At 72.1% G+C, this 15,152-nt stretch carries 13 protein-coding genes; all 13 read left to right on the top strand.

Annotation, left to right across the window (positions count from 1 at the left end; translation table 11 throughout):
• Nucleotides 1-154 precede the first annotated feature (154 nt).
• The gene (locus AY578_RS07410) at nucleotides 155-844 is read left to right on the top strand and encodes a GntR family transcriptional regulator (RefSeq protein WP_020699985.1); all 690 of its coding nucleotides are present in this window, start codon (nucleotides 155-157) and stop codon (nucleotides 842-844) included.
• Nucleotides 841-1,788 (top strand): dihydrodipicolinate synthase family protein, encoded by a 948-nt coding sequence (locus tag AY578_RS07405; protein ID WP_019522187.1) that lies wholly within the window; start codon nucleotides 841-843, stop codon nucleotides 1,786-1,788. Before AY578_RS07410 ends, AY578_RS07405 begins: the two co-directional genes overlap by 4 nt.
• Entirely contained in the window at nucleotides 1,785-3,515 is a 1,731-nt protein-coding gene (gene araD / locus AY578_RS07400; RefSeq protein WP_136239285.1) for an L-arabinonate dehydratase, read from the top strand. The genes AY578_RS07405 and araD overlap by 4 nt, the downstream gene beginning before the upstream one ends.
• A gap of 164 nt (nucleotides 3,516-3,679) precedes the next feature.
• Nucleotides 3,680-4,612, top strand: coding sequence for a carbohydrate ABC transporter permease (locus AY578_RS07395; protein WP_020699984.1), 933 nt, complete (start codon nucleotides 3,680-3,682; stop codon nucleotides 4,610-4,612).
• Nucleotides 4,609-5,505 (top strand): carbohydrate ABC transporter permease, encoded by an 897-nt coding sequence (locus AY578_RS07390; RefSeq protein ID WP_215047987.1) that lies wholly within the window; start codon nucleotides 4,609-4,611, stop codon nucleotides 5,503-5,505. Before AY578_RS07395 ends, AY578_RS07390 begins: the two co-directional genes overlap by 4 nt.
• A complete protein-coding gene (locus AY578_RS07385; RefSeq protein WP_215047988.1) occupies nucleotides 5,502-6,686 on the top strand; it encodes a Gfo/Idh/MocA family protein in 1,185 nt (394 codons plus the stop codon). The genes AY578_RS07390 and AY578_RS07385 overlap by 4 nt, the downstream gene beginning before the upstream one ends.
• The gene (locus AY578_RS07380) at nucleotides 6,683-7,528 is read left to right on the top strand and encodes a DUF6807 domain-containing protein (RefSeq protein WP_019522182.1); all 846 of its coding nucleotides are present in this window, start codon (nucleotides 6,683-6,685) and stop codon (nucleotides 7,526-7,528) included. Before AY578_RS07385 ends, AY578_RS07380 begins: the two co-directional genes overlap by 4 nt.
• Nucleotides 7,525-9,117, top strand: coding sequence for a glycoside hydrolase family 43 protein (locus tag AY578_RS07375; RefSeq protein ID WP_028960704.1), 1,593 nt, complete (start codon nucleotides 7,525-7,527; stop codon nucleotides 9,115-9,117). Before AY578_RS07380 ends, AY578_RS07375 begins: the two co-directional genes overlap by 4 nt.
• Nucleotides 9,114-10,478, top strand: a complete 1,365-nt coding sequence (locus tag AY578_RS07370) for an ABC transporter substrate-binding protein (RefSeq protein ID WP_028960705.1) — start codon at nucleotides 9,114-9,116, stop codon at nucleotides 10,476-10,478. Before AY578_RS07375 ends, AY578_RS07370 begins: the two co-directional genes overlap by 4 nt.
• Nucleotides 10,479-10,598: 120 nt before the next feature.
• The gene (locus tag AY578_RS07365; protein ID WP_026243412.1) at nucleotides 10,599-11,387 is read left to right on the top strand and encodes a rhamnogalacturonan acetylesterase; all 789 of its coding nucleotides are present in this window, start codon (nucleotides 10,599-10,601) and stop codon (nucleotides 11,385-11,387) included.
• A 33-nt stretch (nucleotides 11,388-11,420) separates the two neighbouring features.
• Complete coding sequence (locus tag AY578_RS07360; RefSeq protein ID WP_258902190.1) at nucleotides 11,421-12,746, top strand: pectate lyase family protein; 1,326 nt, start codon at nucleotides 11,421-11,423, stop codon at nucleotides 12,744-12,746.
• Nucleotides 12,747-12,833: 87 nt separating this feature from the next.
• Nucleotides 12,834-13,946 carry a pectinesterase family protein gene (locus tag AY578_RS07355; protein WP_028960706.1) on the top strand — a complete coding sequence of 371 codons (1,113 nt, stop codon included), beginning with the start codon at nucleotides 12,834-12,836 and terminating at the stop codon, nucleotides 13,944-13,946.
• Nucleotides 13,943-15,013 carry a dienelactone hydrolase family protein gene (locus AY578_RS07350; RefSeq protein WP_019522176.1) on the top strand — a complete coding sequence of 357 codons (1,071 nt, stop codon included), beginning with the start codon at nucleotides 13,943-13,945 and terminating at the stop codon, nucleotides 15,011-15,013. The genes AY578_RS07355 and AY578_RS07350 overlap by 4 nt, the downstream gene beginning before the upstream one ends.
• Nucleotides 15,014-15,152 lie beyond the last annotated feature (139 nt).

The following is a 15,152-nucleotide window of genomic DNA, read 5'->3' as shown; positions in this document are numbered from 1 at the left end:
GCGCGGTGAGACGCAGCCCCACTTCCTTTGTCAGAAGCATTGACGAAACATCCGGCCACTCCTACGGTCATCCGCGTCGTACTTCGTACGTCATATATGAGACGCGATACGCGAGATCCGATACGCGATCCGACGCGAGATCCGAGAGGCGCGCATGACCTCTGTGCCCACGCCGATCCCCTCCCGCACGCAGTACGTGCTGGAGGAGATCAAACGCCGCATCCTCACCGGCCGGCTGACGCCCGGCCAGGCCCTGGTCGAGACCGACCTCGCCGCGCAGTTCGGGGTGTCCAAGACCCCGGTGCGGGAGGCGCTCAAGACCCTGGCCGGCACCGGGCTGGTGGTGATGAGCCAGTACAAGGGCGTCACGGTGCGCATGGTCGACGCGGACATGGCGCGCGAGGTCTACGACGTGCGGCTGCTGCTCGAACCGGAGGCGCTGAAGCGCGCCGTGCGCCGCGGCGCCTCCCTGGACGACGCCCGTGACGCGCTCACCCGCGCCGACGGCGCCACCGACACCGCCGAACGCTCCCTCGCCAACCGGGAGTTCCACCGCGCCCTCTACCTGCCCTGCGGCAACCCGCTGCTCGGCCGGATGCTGGACGAGGTCCGCGACCAGGCCGCCCTGGTCTCCGCGGTCGCCTGGGCCGCCGACCCCTCCTGGGAGCGGGAGGCCGACGAGCACCGCAAGATCCTCGACCTGGCCCTCGCGGGGGACGCGGACGGCGCCGCCCGCGCCCTGCACGCGCACATCGCGTCCTTCGTGCGACGCGCCTTCCCCGAGGCGGAGTTCGAGGCGGAGTACCCGGCGGCGGAGGACACCCGGAAGGACGGTCAGGCATGACGACGACGTCTCCCATCCAGGCGCGCGACACCCGTACCGCCGGATCGTTCGAGGCACAGCGGGCGGCGCTGGCCGGCGTGGTGGCGATCCCCGTCACCCCGTTCGCCGAGGACGGCTCCGTCGACCCGGACACCTACCGGGCGTTGCTGCGCCGCCTCCTCGACGGCGGCATCACCACGCTCACCCCCAATGGCAACACCGGCGAGTTCTACGCCCTCACCCCCGCCGAGCGGCGCCTCGTCACCGAGCTGACCCTCGAGGAGGCCGGCGACCGCGCCGCGATCCTCGTCGGCGTCGGCCACGACGTACCCACCGCGGTCGCCTCCGCGCGGCACGCCCGCGACCTGGGCGCGCAGATGGTGATGGTGCACCAGCCCGTCCACCCGTACGTCTCGCAGAGCGGCTGGGTCGACTACCACCGGGCCATCGCCGAGTCGGTGCCCGAGCTGGGCGTCGTCCCCTACATCCGCAACGCGCAGCTCACCGGCGCCCGGCTCGCCGAACTCGCCGACGCCTGCCCCAACGTGGTCGGCGTGAAGTACGCGGTGCCGGACGCCGCCCGGTTCGCCGCCTTCGCGCGGGACGCGGGACTGGAACGCTTCGTGTGGGTGGCGGGCCTCGCCGAGCCGTACGCCCCCTCCTACTTCTCGGCCGGGGCGACCGGCTTCACCTCGGGGCTGGTCAACGTCGCCCCCTCCGTGTCGCTGACGATGCTGGAGGCGCTGCGCTCCGGCGACTACCCGACCGCCATGAAGGTGTGGGAGCAGATCCGCCGCTTCGAGGAACTGCGCGCCGCCAACGGCTCCGCCAACAACGTCACCGTCGTCAAGGAGGCCCTCGCCTCCCTCGGACTGTGCCGCCGCGAGGTACGCCCGCCCAGCAGGCCGCTGCCCGAGAGCGAGCGCGCCGAGGTCGCCGCCATCGCCGCGGGGTGGTCGATATGAGCCCCCGCAGGTCCCCCGAGGAGCTCCGCAGCCACCAGTGGTACGGCACGGACGGACTGCGCTCCTTCAGCCACCGCGCCCGCACCCGCCAGCTCGGCTACCTGCCCGAGGAACACCTGGGCAAGCCGGTCGTGGCGATCCTCAACACCTGGTCCGACATCAACCCCTGCCACGTCCATCTGCGGGACCGCGCGCAGGCCGTGAAGCGGGGCGTGTGGCAGGCGGGCGGCTTCCCGCTGGAGTTCCCGGTCTCCACCCTCAGCGAGACCTTCCAGAAGCCGACCCCCATGCTCTACCGCAACCTCCTCGCCCTGGAGACCGAGGAGCTGCTGCGCTCCTACCCGGTCGACGGGGCCGTGCTGATGGGCGGCTGCGACAAGTCCACGCCCGCCCTGCTGATGGGCGCCGCCAGCGCCGGACTGCCCGCCGTGTTCGTGCCCGCGGGGCCGATGCTGCCCGGTCACTGGCGCGGCGAGACCCTCGGCTCCGGCACCGACATGTGGAAGTACTGGGACGACAAGCGGGCCGGCGTCATCGGCGACTGCGAGATGCAGGAACTGGAGAGCGGCCTGGCCCGCTCGCCCGGCCACTGCATGACCATGGGCACCGCGTCCACCCTGACCGCCGCCGCCGAGGCGCTCGGCGTCACCGTGCCCGGCGCGTCCAGCATCCCGGCCGTGGACTCCGGACACGACCGGATGGCCGCGAAGGCCGGCATGACGATCGTCGACCTCATCCACAAGGACCGCAGGATCGGCGACATCCTCACCGCCGACGCCTTCGAGGACGCGGTCACGACCGTCCTGGGGCTCGGCGGCTCCACCAACGCGGTCATCCACCTCATCGCCATGGCCGGACGCGCGGGCGTGAGGCTCACCCTCGACGACTTCGACCGCATCGCCCGCACTGTCCCCGTGCTCGCCAACGTACGTCCGGGCGGACAGACCTACCTGATGGAGGACTTCCACTTCGCGGGCGGGCTGCCCGGGTTCCTCTCCCGGATCCCTGACCTGTTGCACCTGGACCGTCCCACCGTCTGCCACGACACCCTGCGCGACCAGCTCGCCGGGGCGCAGGTGCACGACGACGACGTCATCCGGCCCCGCGGCAACCCGGTCGCGGCCGAGGGCGGAGTGGCCGTGCTGCGCGGCAACCTCTGCCCGGACGGCGCCGTCATCAAGCACATCGCCGCCGAGCCGCACCTGCTGAAGCACACCGGTCCGGCCGTCGTCTTCGACGACTACAAGGAGATGCAGCGGACCATCAACGACCCGGCGCTGAACATCACCGCGGACAGCGTGCTGGTGCTGCGCAACGCCGGCCCCAAGGGCGGCCCCGGCATGCCCGAGTACGGCATGCTGCCGCTGCCCGACCACCTGCTCAAGCAGGGCGTGCGGGACATGGTCCGGATCTCCGACGCCCGCATGAGCGGCACGAGTTACGGCGCCTGCGTGCTGCACGTCGCCCCCGAGTCGTACGTCGGCGGGCCGCTCGCGCTGGTGCGCACCGGCGACCTCATCACCCTCGACGTCGAGAACCGCAGCCTCACCCTCGACGTCGACGACGAGGAGCTGGGCCGCCGCCGCGCGGAGTGGACGCCGCCGCCCGCACGCTACGAACGCGGTTACGGCGCGCTCTACAACGACCAGATCACCCAGGCCGACACCGGCTGCGACTTCGAGTTCCTCGCCCGGCCGGGCGCCGTCCAGGACCCGTACGCGGGCTGACCCGCCCGCCCGGGCGGAACCGGCCCCCGCACACCCGTGCAGAAAGCGCTTCCTGTCAAGCGCCGCAAGGATCGAGCACCGCCCCGACCCAGCATCGCCCCGCACCGCCGGCCCCCGCGCAGGCGCCCCGCACAGCACGACGTACCGAGAAACGGAGAACAGTCATGGCCCAAGCCGCAGCCGTGGCGAAACCGCCCGCGCCACCGAGGCGGCGCCGTGCCTCCGCCACACCCCGCCGACTGCCCTACCTGCTGATCGCGCCGGCCGCCCTGCTCATGCTGGGGTTCATCGCCTACCCGGTGCTCAGCGTCTTCTACTACAGCCTGCAGGACTACAACCCCACCAAGCCCTGGCGGAACGGCTTCGCGGGATTCGGCAACTTCACCCGCATCTTCACCGACGACCCCCTCTTCCGGGACACCCTCGTCTTCAGCGCCAAGTGGGTCTTCGTCGAGGTCGGACTGCAGCTGCTGTTCGGGCTCGCCCTCGCCCTCATCGTCAACCAGACCTTCGTGGGCCGGGCGCTGGGCCGCGCGCTGGTCTTCTCCCCGTGGGCCGTCTCCGGCGTGCTCACCTCCGCGATCTGGGTGCTGCTGTACAACTCCCAGACGGGCATCACCCGTTACCTCGCGGACATGGGCGTCGGCGAGTACGGCGTGAGCTGGCTGTCGGACACCTCCACGGTGTTCCCCGCCGCGATCGTCGCCGACCTGTGGCGCGGGGTGCCCTTCTTCGCGATCCTCATCCTCGCCGACCTCCAGTCCGTCTCCAAGGACCTGTACGAGGCCGCCGAGGTGGACGGCGCCAGCCGCTTCAAGCAGTTCTGGCACATCACGCTGCCGCACCTGAAGGACGCCATCATCCTCTCCACGCTGCTGCGCGCCGTGTGGGAGTTCAACAACGTCGACCTGCTCTACACGCTGACCGGCGGCGGACCCGCCGGCACGACCACCACGCTGCCGCTGTACATCGCCAACACCTCCGTCGACGCCCATGACTTCGGCTACGCGTCGGCCCTGACCACGGTGGCGTTCGTGATCCTGCTCTTCTGCTCGATGGTCTACCTGCGGCTGAGCAAGTTCGGAGGCGAGAAGTGATCACCAAGGAGGCCACCAAGGCCGCCCCCGCCCCCGCCCCGGCCGTCCCCGAGCCGCCCCGGCCCGCCAAGCGGCGCAGGGCCTGGGACGAGGCGCCCCGCTGGCAGATCTACCTGCCGCTCGGCGTCTACCTCGTCTTCACGCTCATCCCCTTCTACTGGATCCTGCTGTTCGCGCTGCGCCCGGCCGGCTCCACCTCGCTCGTGCCCTGGCCGATGACCACCGCCCACTTCGAGAAGGTGTGGACGGACCGCGGCTTCGGCACCTTCTTCCAGAACAGCGTGCTCGTCGGCGTCGCCACCCTGTTCATGACCACCCTGGTCGCCCTGGCCGGCGGCTACGCGCTCGCCCGGTTCGACTTCCGGGTCAAGCGCGGGTTCATGCTGGCGCTGCTCTGCTCGCAGTTCGTGCCCGGCGCGCTGCTGCTGGTCCCGCTGTTCGAGATCTTCGCCGAGCTGCGGATGATCAACTCGCTGTGCAGCGTCATCATCGCCGAGACGGTGTTCCAGCTGCCGCTGTCGATGATCCTGCTGAGCAACTTCATCAAGAACGTGCCCTACTCGCTGGAGGAGGCCGCCTGGGTCGACGGCTGCAACCGGTTCCGGGCGTTCAGGGTGGTCGTCCTGCCGCTGCTGCGGCCCGGCCTGATCGCCGTCGGCTCCTTCGCCTTCGTGCACTCCTGGAACCACTTCCTGTTCGCCCTGATGTTCCTCAACAACCAGGAGAAGCAGACCGTTCCGGTCGGCCTCAACACCCTGATGAGCGCGGACAGCGTCGACCTCGGCGCGCTCGCCGCGGGCGGCATCATCGCGGCCGTCCCCGTCGTCATCGTGTTCGCCTTCATCCAGAAGTGGCTGATCACCGGCTTCAGCGCGGGGGCGGTGAAGGGATGACCGCCTCGCCCGCCGCTCCCGGCGTCCCGCTCCCGGTCGTCCTCGCCGGCGCCCGCGGCCACGGCCGCTGGCATGTGGAGAACATCCGCCGCCTCCAGGCTCAGGGCCTGGTCCGGCTCGTCGGGGTCTGTGAGCTCACCCCGCTCACCGAGGACGAGTTCGGCGGTGAACTCCCCGAGCAGTCCGCCGACTTCGGGGCGCTCCTCGACTCCACCGGCGCCCGCGCCGCAGTGATCTGCACCCCCATCCCCACCCACACCGACCTCGCGCTCGCCGCCGCCGGGCGGGGCGTGCACCTGCTGCTGGAAAAGCCCCCGGCGCCCTCGTACGCGGAGTTCCGGCGGATGGCCGACGGGGTCGCCGCGGCCGGGGTGGCCTGCCAGATCGGGTTCCAGTCGCTCGGCTCGCACGCGGTGCCCGCGATCCGCGACCTGATCGCCGAGGGCGCCGTCGGCCGGGTGACCGGCATCGGCGGGGCCGGCGCCTGGGTGCGCCCCGAGGCGTACTTCCGCCGCGCGCCCTGGGCGGGCCGCCGGAGGCTGGACGGCGTCGACGTGGTGGACGGGGCGCTCACCAACCCCCTCGCGCACGCCGTCGCCACCGCCCTCGCGCTCGACGGCAGCACCCGCGCCGAGGACGTCGCCGGCATCGAGACCGAGCTGCTGCGCGCCAACGACATCGAGTCCGACGACACCTCCTGCGTCCGCGTCACCACCGTCCGGGGCGGCTCGGTCACCGTCGCCGCCACCCTGTGCGCGGAACGGGCCGACGAGCCGTACCTGGTGGTGCACGGCACCAGCGGCCGGATCACCTTCTGGTACAAGCAGGACCGCGTCCTCCTGCAGCGCGCGGACCACGGTCCCGAGGAACTGCGCTTCGGCCGCACCGACCTGCTGGAGAACCTCGTCGCCCACCTCCGCGACGGCGCCCCGCTGCTGGTCACGCCCGACGACACCGGCGCCTTCATGCAGGTCGTCGAGGCCATCCGCACCGCCCCCGACCCGGCCCCGCTGCCCGACGACGCCTGGCGCCGCGTCCCCGGCGAGGACCGCCGGGTGGTGCCCGGCGTCGACGCGCTGGTCGAGGCCGCCGCGGACCGCCTGTCCCTCTACTCCGAGCTGGGCGCCCCCTGGGCCCGGCCCGCCCACCACCATCTGCCGAAAGAGGTGAGCACCCGATGACCGGCAACGACTCCGTGGTGCTGCGCGTCGCCGGACGGCCCGTCGGCCGGTACCTGACCCGGCCGGAACTGCCGGCCCGGCTCTCCCCACGGCCCTGTCTGCACCCCGTCACCACCCTGGCCGGCACGGCGGTCACCGAACTGAGCCCCGCCGACCACGCACACCACCTCGGCGTCGGTGTCGCCGTTCCCGACGTCGAGGGGTTCAACTTCTGGGGCGGACGCACCTACGTCCAGGGCCGCGGCCCCACCGAACTGGACAATCACGGCGCCCAGCGGCACACCGCCTACCACCGGCGCGAGCCCGACGGCTTCACCGAGGAGCTCCGCTGGATGGCCGCGCCCGGCGAACTCCTCCGCGAGCGGCGCACGGTCACCGCGACCGCCCTCACCGACGGCGCCTGGGCGCTCGACCTGGCCTTCGCGCTCACCAACGTCTCCGGACGCCCGCTGTCTGTCGGCAGCCCCGCCACCAACGGCCGCCCCGGCGCCGCCTACGGGGGCTTCTTCTGGCGGGCCCGCAAGGAGGACACGGAGCCCGACGTGTTCACCGCGGAGACCGACGGCACGGACGCGGTCCACGGGCGGACCGCCGACTGGGTCGCCCTCGCCGGCTCCGCCTGGACCCTCGTCTTCGCCGCCGCCACGGACAGGACCCGCCGCGACCCCTGGTTCGTACGCACCGAGGAGTACCCGGGCGTCGGCTCCTCCCTCGCGCACGACGCGCGGCTGCCCGTCCCGCCCGGGGAGACGGTCGAGCGCCGGATCGTCACCGTCGTCGCCGACGGCCGCCTGGACCGCCAGGAGGCCGCCGCCCTGGTGGCCAAGGCGGTGACCGCATGAGCGTCCGCCCCGACGAGCCCGTCTACCGCAACCCGGTCCTCGACGCCGACTGGTCCGACCCCGACGTGATCCGCGTCGGCGACGACTTCTACCTCACCGCGTCCAGCTTCGGCCGCGTCCCCGGACTGCCCCTGCTGCACTCCCGCGACCTGGTCAACTGGACCCTCGTCGGCCACGCACTGCAACGGCTGGAACCCGAGAGCGAGTTCGCGGTGCCCCGGCACGACCGCGGGGTGTGGGCGCCGTCCCTGCGCCATCACGACGGCCGCTTCTGGATCTTCTGGGGCGACCCCGACCGGGGCATCTTCCAGGTCAACGCGCCCGAGATCCGGGGCCCCTGGACCCGCCCCCACCTGGTCAAGGCCGGCAGGGGACTCATCGACCCCTGCCCGCTGTGGGACGACGAGACCGGCGAGGCGTACCTCGTGCACGCCTGGGCCAAGTCCCGCTCCGGCGTCAACAACCGCCTCACCGGCCACCGGATGCACCCGCACGGCACGGAACTCCTCGACGAGGGCAAGGTGATCGTCGACGGCGACCGCATCCCCGGCTGGTTCACCCTCGAGGGGCCCAAGCTCTACCAGCACGACGGCTGGTTCTGGATCCTCGCCCCCGCCGGGGGAGTGGAGACGGGATGGCAGGGAGCCTTCCGCTCCCGCGCCTTCTTCGGCCCCTACGAGGAGGAGGTGGTCCTGGAGCAGAAGGACACCGACGTCAACGGCCCGCACCAGGGCGGCTGGGTGCGCACCCCGTCCGGCGAGGACTGGTTCCTGCACTTCCAGCAGCGCGGCGCCTACGGCAGGGTCGTCCACCTCCAGCCGATGCGGTGGGGCGGCGGGGGAGGCCGGCCGGTGATCGGGGACGACGGCGCGCCCGTCACCGAGCACCGCCGTCCGGACCTGCCGCCGCAGCAGCCCGCCGCGCCCGCCACCGACGACGACTTCCCCGGCGGACGCCCCGGCCGCCAGTGGCAGTGGACCGCCAACCCCCGGGACGGCTGGGCCACCCACCACTCCGCCGACGGGCTGCGCCTCACCTGCGTCCGCACCCCCGACGCGCACGACCTGCGCGCCTTGCCCAACGTCCTCACCCAGCGGCTGCCCGGCACCCCGTGCACGGTCGAGGTGGACCTGCGGCTCGACGACGGCGAACCCGGGGCGCGTGCCGGACTCGCGGTCCTCGGGGACGCCTACAGCTGGATCGGGCTCGAGCGCGGTCCGGACGGCACGGTGCGGCTGGTGCACCGGTTCGCCGAGACGGCCGCCGAGAGGGAACGGGACGCCGCGCCCCCGCGCCCCGCACCCGGCGGCCGGGCCCGGCTGCGGGTCGACATCGGCGCGGGCGCGCGCTGCCGCTTCTCGTACGACACGCATGACCCGTACGGCCCGTACGACACAGAAGACGCCGGAGACGGCGCCGGGGAGGGCGGGTTCCGCCCCTCCGGTCAGGTCTTCGCCGCGACTCCCTGGCGCTGGGTCGGTGCTCTGCTCGGCCTGGTCGCCCTGGCGCCCACCGGTCAGGGACACGCCGGTACCGCCACGTTCACGCAGTTCAGGATCCGTATCCAGGAGAAGAGAGCCGACCGATGAAGATCAGCATTCTTGGAAGAAACACGGGCAGAGGGCGCCGCGGCAGGACGGCGGCGGCCGTCGCCCTGGGAGCGGTGCTCGCGCTGACCGCCACCGCCTGCGGGGACGACGGCAGCGGCTCCGGCGACGGCGCCGAGGGCAGCGGCAAGGGGAAGATCGTCTTCTGGGACAACAACGGCGGTGTCCGCACCGACATCTGGAAGGAGATCATCGCCGACTTCGAGGACGCCAACCCGGACATCGACGTCCAGTACGTCGGCATCGCGTCCACCGAGTACCAGTCCAAGGTCGACACCGCGATCCAGGGCGGCGGCCTGCCGGACGTGGGCGGCATCAGCGCCTCGATGCTCGCGGGCTTCGCCGCCCAGGGCGCGCTGGAGCCGCTGGACGAGCGGCTGGAGGGCTCCTCCCTCAACGGCAAGCTCAACAAGGACATGATCGAGTCGCTGCGGGCGGCCGGCGGCGGGGACGACCAGCTGTACTCCGTGCCGACCTCCGCCAACAACGGCGTCCTGTACTACCGCACCGACATGTTCAAGAAGGCGGGCCTTCAGGAGCCGACCACCTGGGACCGCTTCTTCGAGGCCGCGGAGAAGCTCACCGACAAGGGCAGCAACCGCTTCGGCTACACCATCCGCGGCGGCGCCGGCTCCATCGCCCAGGCCCTCGACGCCATGTACGGGCAGTCCGGCATCACCTCGTTCTGGGACTCCACCGGCAAGAAGACCACGGTCAACGACCCGAAGAACGTCAAGGCGCTGGAGAAGTACGCGGCCCTGTTCAAGAAGGTCACCCCCGCCGCCGACCTCAACAACGACTTCACCAAGATGGTCGCCCAGTGGGACTCCGGCGAGATCGGGATGCTGAACCATAACCTGGGCTCCTACCAGGACCATGTGAAGGCGCTGGGCGTGGAGAAGTTCCGGGGCATCCCGCAGCCGGTCGGCCCCGACGGCAAGCGGGTGCAGGTCTCCAACCCGGTCGACGGCATCGGCCTGTTCAAGAGCTCCAAGAACAAGGACGCCGCCTGGAAGTTCATCGAGTTCGCCGTGTCGGCGCAGTCGAACTCGAAGTTCAACGAGTCGGCGGGGCAGGTGCCGGCGCACCAGGACGCCGCGAAGGACGCGTGGATCGCGAAGGCGGAGCCTACGAAGCTGGCGGCGCAGGCGCTGAGTGACGGGTCCACGACCATTGTGCAGTTGCCGTACTACCTGCCTGACTGGAACACGATTTCCAAGGCGGACAACGAGCCCAACTTCCAGAAGGTGCTGTTGGGGGACATGACGGCCAAGGCCTTCCTGGACGGGCTGGCCGAGCAGTTGAACGAGGCTCAGGCCGAGTGGGACGAGCAGATGGGGTGACGCGGTTTTCGGCTGGGGCGGCCCGTGGTTTCGCGGCTGCGGGTCGTCCCTGGCCGGGCGCGCGGTTCCCCGCGCCCCTGGACGGGCGCTTCATCTCCCCTTTTTCGAAAGGCGCAGGCTGTGTCTCTTTCGCGTAGGCACGTTGTTGTCGGTGGGGTCGGAGCTGTTGTGAGTCTGGGTGGTACGGCTCATGCCGGGACGCGGCGGGCGCGGACCGTGTGGATCGCCGGCGATTCCACCGCCGCCCAGAAGTACGCCCCCGCCGCCCCCGAGACCGGGTGGGGGACGGCCCTGCCGTTTCTGCTCGGGCGCGGGCTCGCCGTCGCCAACCATGCGGTGAACGGGCGGAGTTCCAAGAGTTTCGTCGACGAGGGGCGGCTGGACGCCCTGCTCGCCGGTGTCCGTCCGGGCGATCTGCTGATCGTGCAGTTCGCGCACAACGACGAGAAGCCGGACGACCCGAGCCGGTACACCGAGCCCTGGACCACCTATCAGCGGTATCTGCGCCTGTATCTGGACGGCGCTCGGGCTCGGGGCGCGCGGCCGGTGCTGGCCACCCCGGTGGAGCGGCGGCGGTTCGACGCGGACGGGCGGGCCGTGCCCAGCCACGGGGAGTACCCGGAGGCGATGCGCGCGCTCGCCCGGCAGGAGCGGATCGCGCTGCTCGACGTGCAGGCGCTGTCCCTGGCGCTCTGGCAGGAGCTGGGGCCCGAGGCGACGCAGGCGTACTTCAACTGGACCGACACCAAGCAGGACAACACGCATTTCTCCCCGACGGGCGCGATCGCCGTGGCACGGCTGGTCGCCCGGGAGCTGCTGCGCACCCGGGTGCTCGCGCCGCACGACGTGCGGCGGCTGGACGAGGAGATCCCGACGTCGTGGATCACCTGGCCGGAGGCCGCCGCGTAACACCCCCCGGACCACGAACAGGAGAGCCGCATCATGAACGTACAGGTATGGCATGGGCATGCTAAAAAAGCCGGTGTGCTGGCCGGCTGCACCGCCCTCGTGCTGACCCTGACCGGCACCGCCGCGCAGGCCCACACGCCGACGCACCGCGACCCCGCCCGCCAGACCCTCCCCGCCGGCGACGGCTGGGCGTCCCACGGCACGGGCACCACCGGAGGCGCCGCCGCCGACGCCGCGCACGTCCGTACCGTGACCGACTGGGCCGGTTTCACCGCCGCCCTCGCGGAGGGCGGGGACGCACCGAAGATCATCAAGGTGGAGGGCGCCATCGACGCCGTCGTCGACGGCTGCGACGCGCTCGCCGTCCCCGGCTACGACCTGGACGCCTACCTGGAGACGTACGCCCCCGGGACCTGGGGCCTGGAGCGGGACCTCACCGACGAGCCCGACGACAGCCCAGAAGGCCTGCGCCGCGCCTCCGCCGCCCACCAGGCCGCGGTGATCAAGGTGAACGTCCCCTCCAACACCACGATCATCGGCGTGGGACGCGACGCCGCGATCAAGGGCGCGAGCCTCCAGATCAAGGAGGTGGACAACGTCGTGGTCCGCAACCTCACGCTGGAGAGCCCGGTCGACTGCTTCCCGCAGTGGGACCCCACCGACGGCGACCGCGGCAACTGGAACAGCGAGTACGACACCGTCGTCGTGCACGGCGCGACCCATGTGTGGCTGGACCACAACACGTTCACCGACGGCGCGCACCCCGACAGCGCGGCCCCCACGTACTTCGGCATGCTCTACCAGCAGCACGACGGCGAGCTGGACATCGTCAAGGGCGCGAACTACGTCACCGCCTCCTGGAACGTCTTCACCGAGCACGACAAGACGATCCTCATCGGCAACAGCGACAGCGAGTCCACCGCCGTGGGCGACCGCGGCAAGCTGAAGGCGACCTTCCACCACAACCTGTTCACGGACCTCACCGAGCGCACCCCGCGCGTCCGGTTCGGGCAGGTCGACGTCTACAACAACCACTTCGTGGCCGGCCCCGGATACGGCTACAGCTTCGGCGTCGGCAAGGAGTCCCAGCTGGTCGCCGAGCACAACGCGTTCACCCTGCCCGAGGGCATCAGCCCGGCGAAGGCCATCAAGCGCTGGAACGACTCGCCGCTCACCGCCCGGCACAACCTGGTCAACGGCCGGCCGGTCGACCTGATCGCCGTGCACAACGCGGAGATCCCCGAGGAGACCCTGCGCTCCGGCGCCGGCTGGACGCCCACCCTGCGCAGGACCGTGCACCCCGCCTGGGCCGTGCCCGCCCTGGTCCGGCTCGGCGCGGGCGCCGGCCGCCTCCGCTGACCCGCACACCGTCCGAGGCCGCCGGTGCGGTCCGCCCCCACAGCGGACCGCACCGGCTCCCTCCACGTCCCCCGAAGGAGCACCCGCATGCCCTCGCACCTGTCCCGGAGGAACGTCCTGCTGGCCGGCGCCGCGGCCGGCTCCGCCCTCGCCCTCGCCGCCGCACCCGCCCACGCGCACCGCCGCCCGCGCCGCCCCTTCGGCCGCTACGGCTCACCCTCGGCGCGGCTCACCTCCGCCACCCTGTACGTCCACCCGCGCGGCGCCGGCGACTTCACGAGCCTCCAGGCCGCCGTCGACGCCGCCACCGGCACCGGACGCACCCTCGTCGTCGCCCCCGGCGTCTACCGTGAGACCGTCTCCGTCCCCGCCGACCGCACGGACATGACCTGGCTCGGCGCCTCCGAAGACCCTCGTGACGTGGTCGTCGTGTACGACAACGCGGCCGGCACCCCCAAGCCCGACGGCTCCGGCGCCTACGGCACCTCCGGGTCGGCCACCACCACCCTGCGCCCCGACGGCTTCACCGCCCGCCGGATCACCTTCGCCAACGACTGGCTGCGCGCCGGCCACCCCGGCGTCAGCGGCACCCAGGCCGTCGCCGTCAAGGTCATGGGCGACCGCAGCGCCTTCTTCGACTGCCGGTTCCTCGGCCACCAGGACACCCTCTACGCCGACTCGGCGTCCCTGGACACCGTGGCCCGCCAGTACTTCGCGCGCTGCTACGCCGAGGGCGACGTCGACTTCGTCTTCGGCCGGGCCACCGCGGTGTTCGAGGACTGCGACTTCCGCACCCTGGTCCGCACCGACCTGACGTCCGCCCCGTTCGGGTTCGTCTTCGCGCCCTCCACCGCCGTCGCGAACCCACGCGGCTTCCTGGTGACCGGCAGCCGCATCAGCAGCGAGGCGCCCGACGGCTACTACAAGCTGGCCCGCCCCTGGGTGCCCAGCTCCGACCCGACGGCCCGGCCCATGCTCACCGTCCGCGACACCCGCCTCGGCGCCGGCATCGACGCCGTCGCGCCCTACACCACCATGTCCAGCGGATACCCCTGGCAGGACCAGCGGTTCGCCGAGTACCGCAACACCGGCCCCGGCGCGGTGATCACCGTCCCCGCCAACCGGCCCCAGCTCACCCCCGCCCAGGCCGCCACGCACACCCGCCAGGCGTGGCTCGGCGACTGGCGGCCCCAGGGATGACTTCCCTGCCCGGACCGCCCGGCCTGCTCGACGCGCTCAAGGACGACCTGACGTTCCCGCTCGCCTGGGGGACCTCACCCGTCCGCGACCCCGCGCGCTGGCGCCGGACGGCCCGGGCCGCGGTGGAGGACGCGCTCCTCGTCCCCGCCGAACCCGGCCTGCCCTTCGACCCCGAGCACACCCCCGGACCCGAAGGGGACGGCTACTCCCGGGAGTTGGTGACCGTCACGCTCACCCGCCGCACCCGGGCCCGCGGCGTCCTGCTCACCCCGCACGGCGCCGGCCCCTTCCCGGCCGTCCTGCTGCTGCACGACCACGGCTCCCGCTTCGACATCGGCAAGGAGAAGTGCGTCCGCCCCTGGTACGACGACACCCGGCTCGCCTCCGCCGAGGAGTGGGCCGGACGCCACTTCGACGGACGCTTCCCCGGCGACGAACTCGCCCGCCGCGGCCATGTCGTGCTGTGTCTCGACGCCCTCGGCTGGGGCGAACGCGGCCCGCTCGTATACGAAGAGCAGCAGGCGCTCGCGGCCGCCCTCTACCAACTGGGCTCCTCCCTCGCCGGACTGCACGCCCGCGAGGACCAGCGCGCCGCCGCCTTCCTCGCCGGCCTCGACCGGGTCGACGCGCGCAGGGTCGCCGCCGCCGGCTGGTCCATGGGCGGCTACCGCGCCTGGCAGACCGCCGCGCTGAGCGACCACGTCACCGCCGCCGCGAGCGCGTGCTGGATGACCGGGCTGAAGCAGATCCTGGTGCCGGGCAACAACACCCTGCGCGGCCAGTCGGCGTTCCACATGCTGCACCCCGGACTCGCCCGCCACCTCGACCTTCCCGACGTCGCGAGCATCGCCGCGCCCAAGCCGATGCTGTTCCTCCACGGCGAGCACGACCCCCACTTCCCCGCCGACGGCGTACGCGTCGCGCAGGACGGACTGCGCGCCGTGTGGCGGGCCTGGGATGCCGCGGACCGGCTCCGGCTGACCGTGTGGCCCGGGCGCGGGCACACCTTCGACTCCCCGATGCAGGACGAGACGTACGCCTGGCTGGACTCCGTGCTCCACGCCTGAACCCCCGTGCGAGCGGCCGGACGGCGTCCGGCCCGCCGGTATGCCAATCCGTCACACGAAGCACACCGGAACGACGTACGGCACGGGCACAATCCAGCCAGCGTTCACCAGATCATCATCTTCCGCTCATCGAGGAGCA

This window comes from Streptomyces thermocarboxydus, assembly GCF_024760485.1.
In the GTDB taxonomy this organism is placed as follows: domain Bacteria; phylum Actinomycetota; class Actinomycetes; order Streptomycetales; family Streptomycetaceae; genus Streptomyces; species Streptomyces cellulosae.
This window is presented reverse-complemented; position numbering and strand designations above follow the sequence as displayed.

Coding starts and splice junctions, on each gene's coding strand:
- AY578_RS07410 (WP_020699985.1), top strand. CDS start 155: ATGACCTCTGTGCCCACGCCGATCCCCTCCCGCACGCAGTACGTGCTG.
- AY578_RS07405 (WP_019522187.1), top strand. CDS start 841: ATGACGACGACGTCTCCCATCCAGGCGCGCGACACCCGTACCGCCGGA.
- araD (WP_136239285.1), top strand. CDS start 1,785: ATGAGCCCCCGCAGGTCCCCCGAGGAGCTCCGCAGCCACCAGTGGTAC.
- AY578_RS07395 (WP_020699984.1), top strand. CDS start 3,680: ATGGCCCAAGCCGCAGCCGTGGCGAAACCGCCCGCGCCACCGAGGCGG.
- AY578_RS07385 (WP_215047988.1), top strand. CDS start 5,502: ATGACCGCCTCGCCCGCCGCTCCCGGCGTCCCGCTCCCGGTCGTCCTC.
- AY578_RS07380 (WP_019522182.1), top strand. CDS start 6,683: ATGACCGGCAACGACTCCGTGGTGCTGCGCGTCGCCGGACGGCCCGTC.
- AY578_RS07375 (WP_028960704.1), top strand. CDS start 7,525: ATGAGCGTCCGCCCCGACGAGCCCGTCTACCGCAACCCGGTCCTCGAC.
- AY578_RS07370 (WP_028960705.1), top strand. CDS start 9,114: ATGAAGATCAGCATTCTTGGAAGAAACACGGGCAGAGGGCGCCGCGGC.
- AY578_RS07360 (WP_258902190.1), top strand. CDS start 11,421: ATGAACGTACAGGTATGGCATGGGCATGCTAAAAAAGCCGGTGTGCTG.
- AY578_RS07355 (WP_028960706.1), top strand. CDS start 12,834: ATGCCCTCGCACCTGTCCCGGAGGAACGTCCTGCTGGCCGGCGCCGCG.
- AY578_RS07350 (WP_019522176.1), top strand. CDS start 13,943: ATGACTTCCCTGCCCGGACCGCCCGGCCTGCTCGACGCGCTCAAGGAC.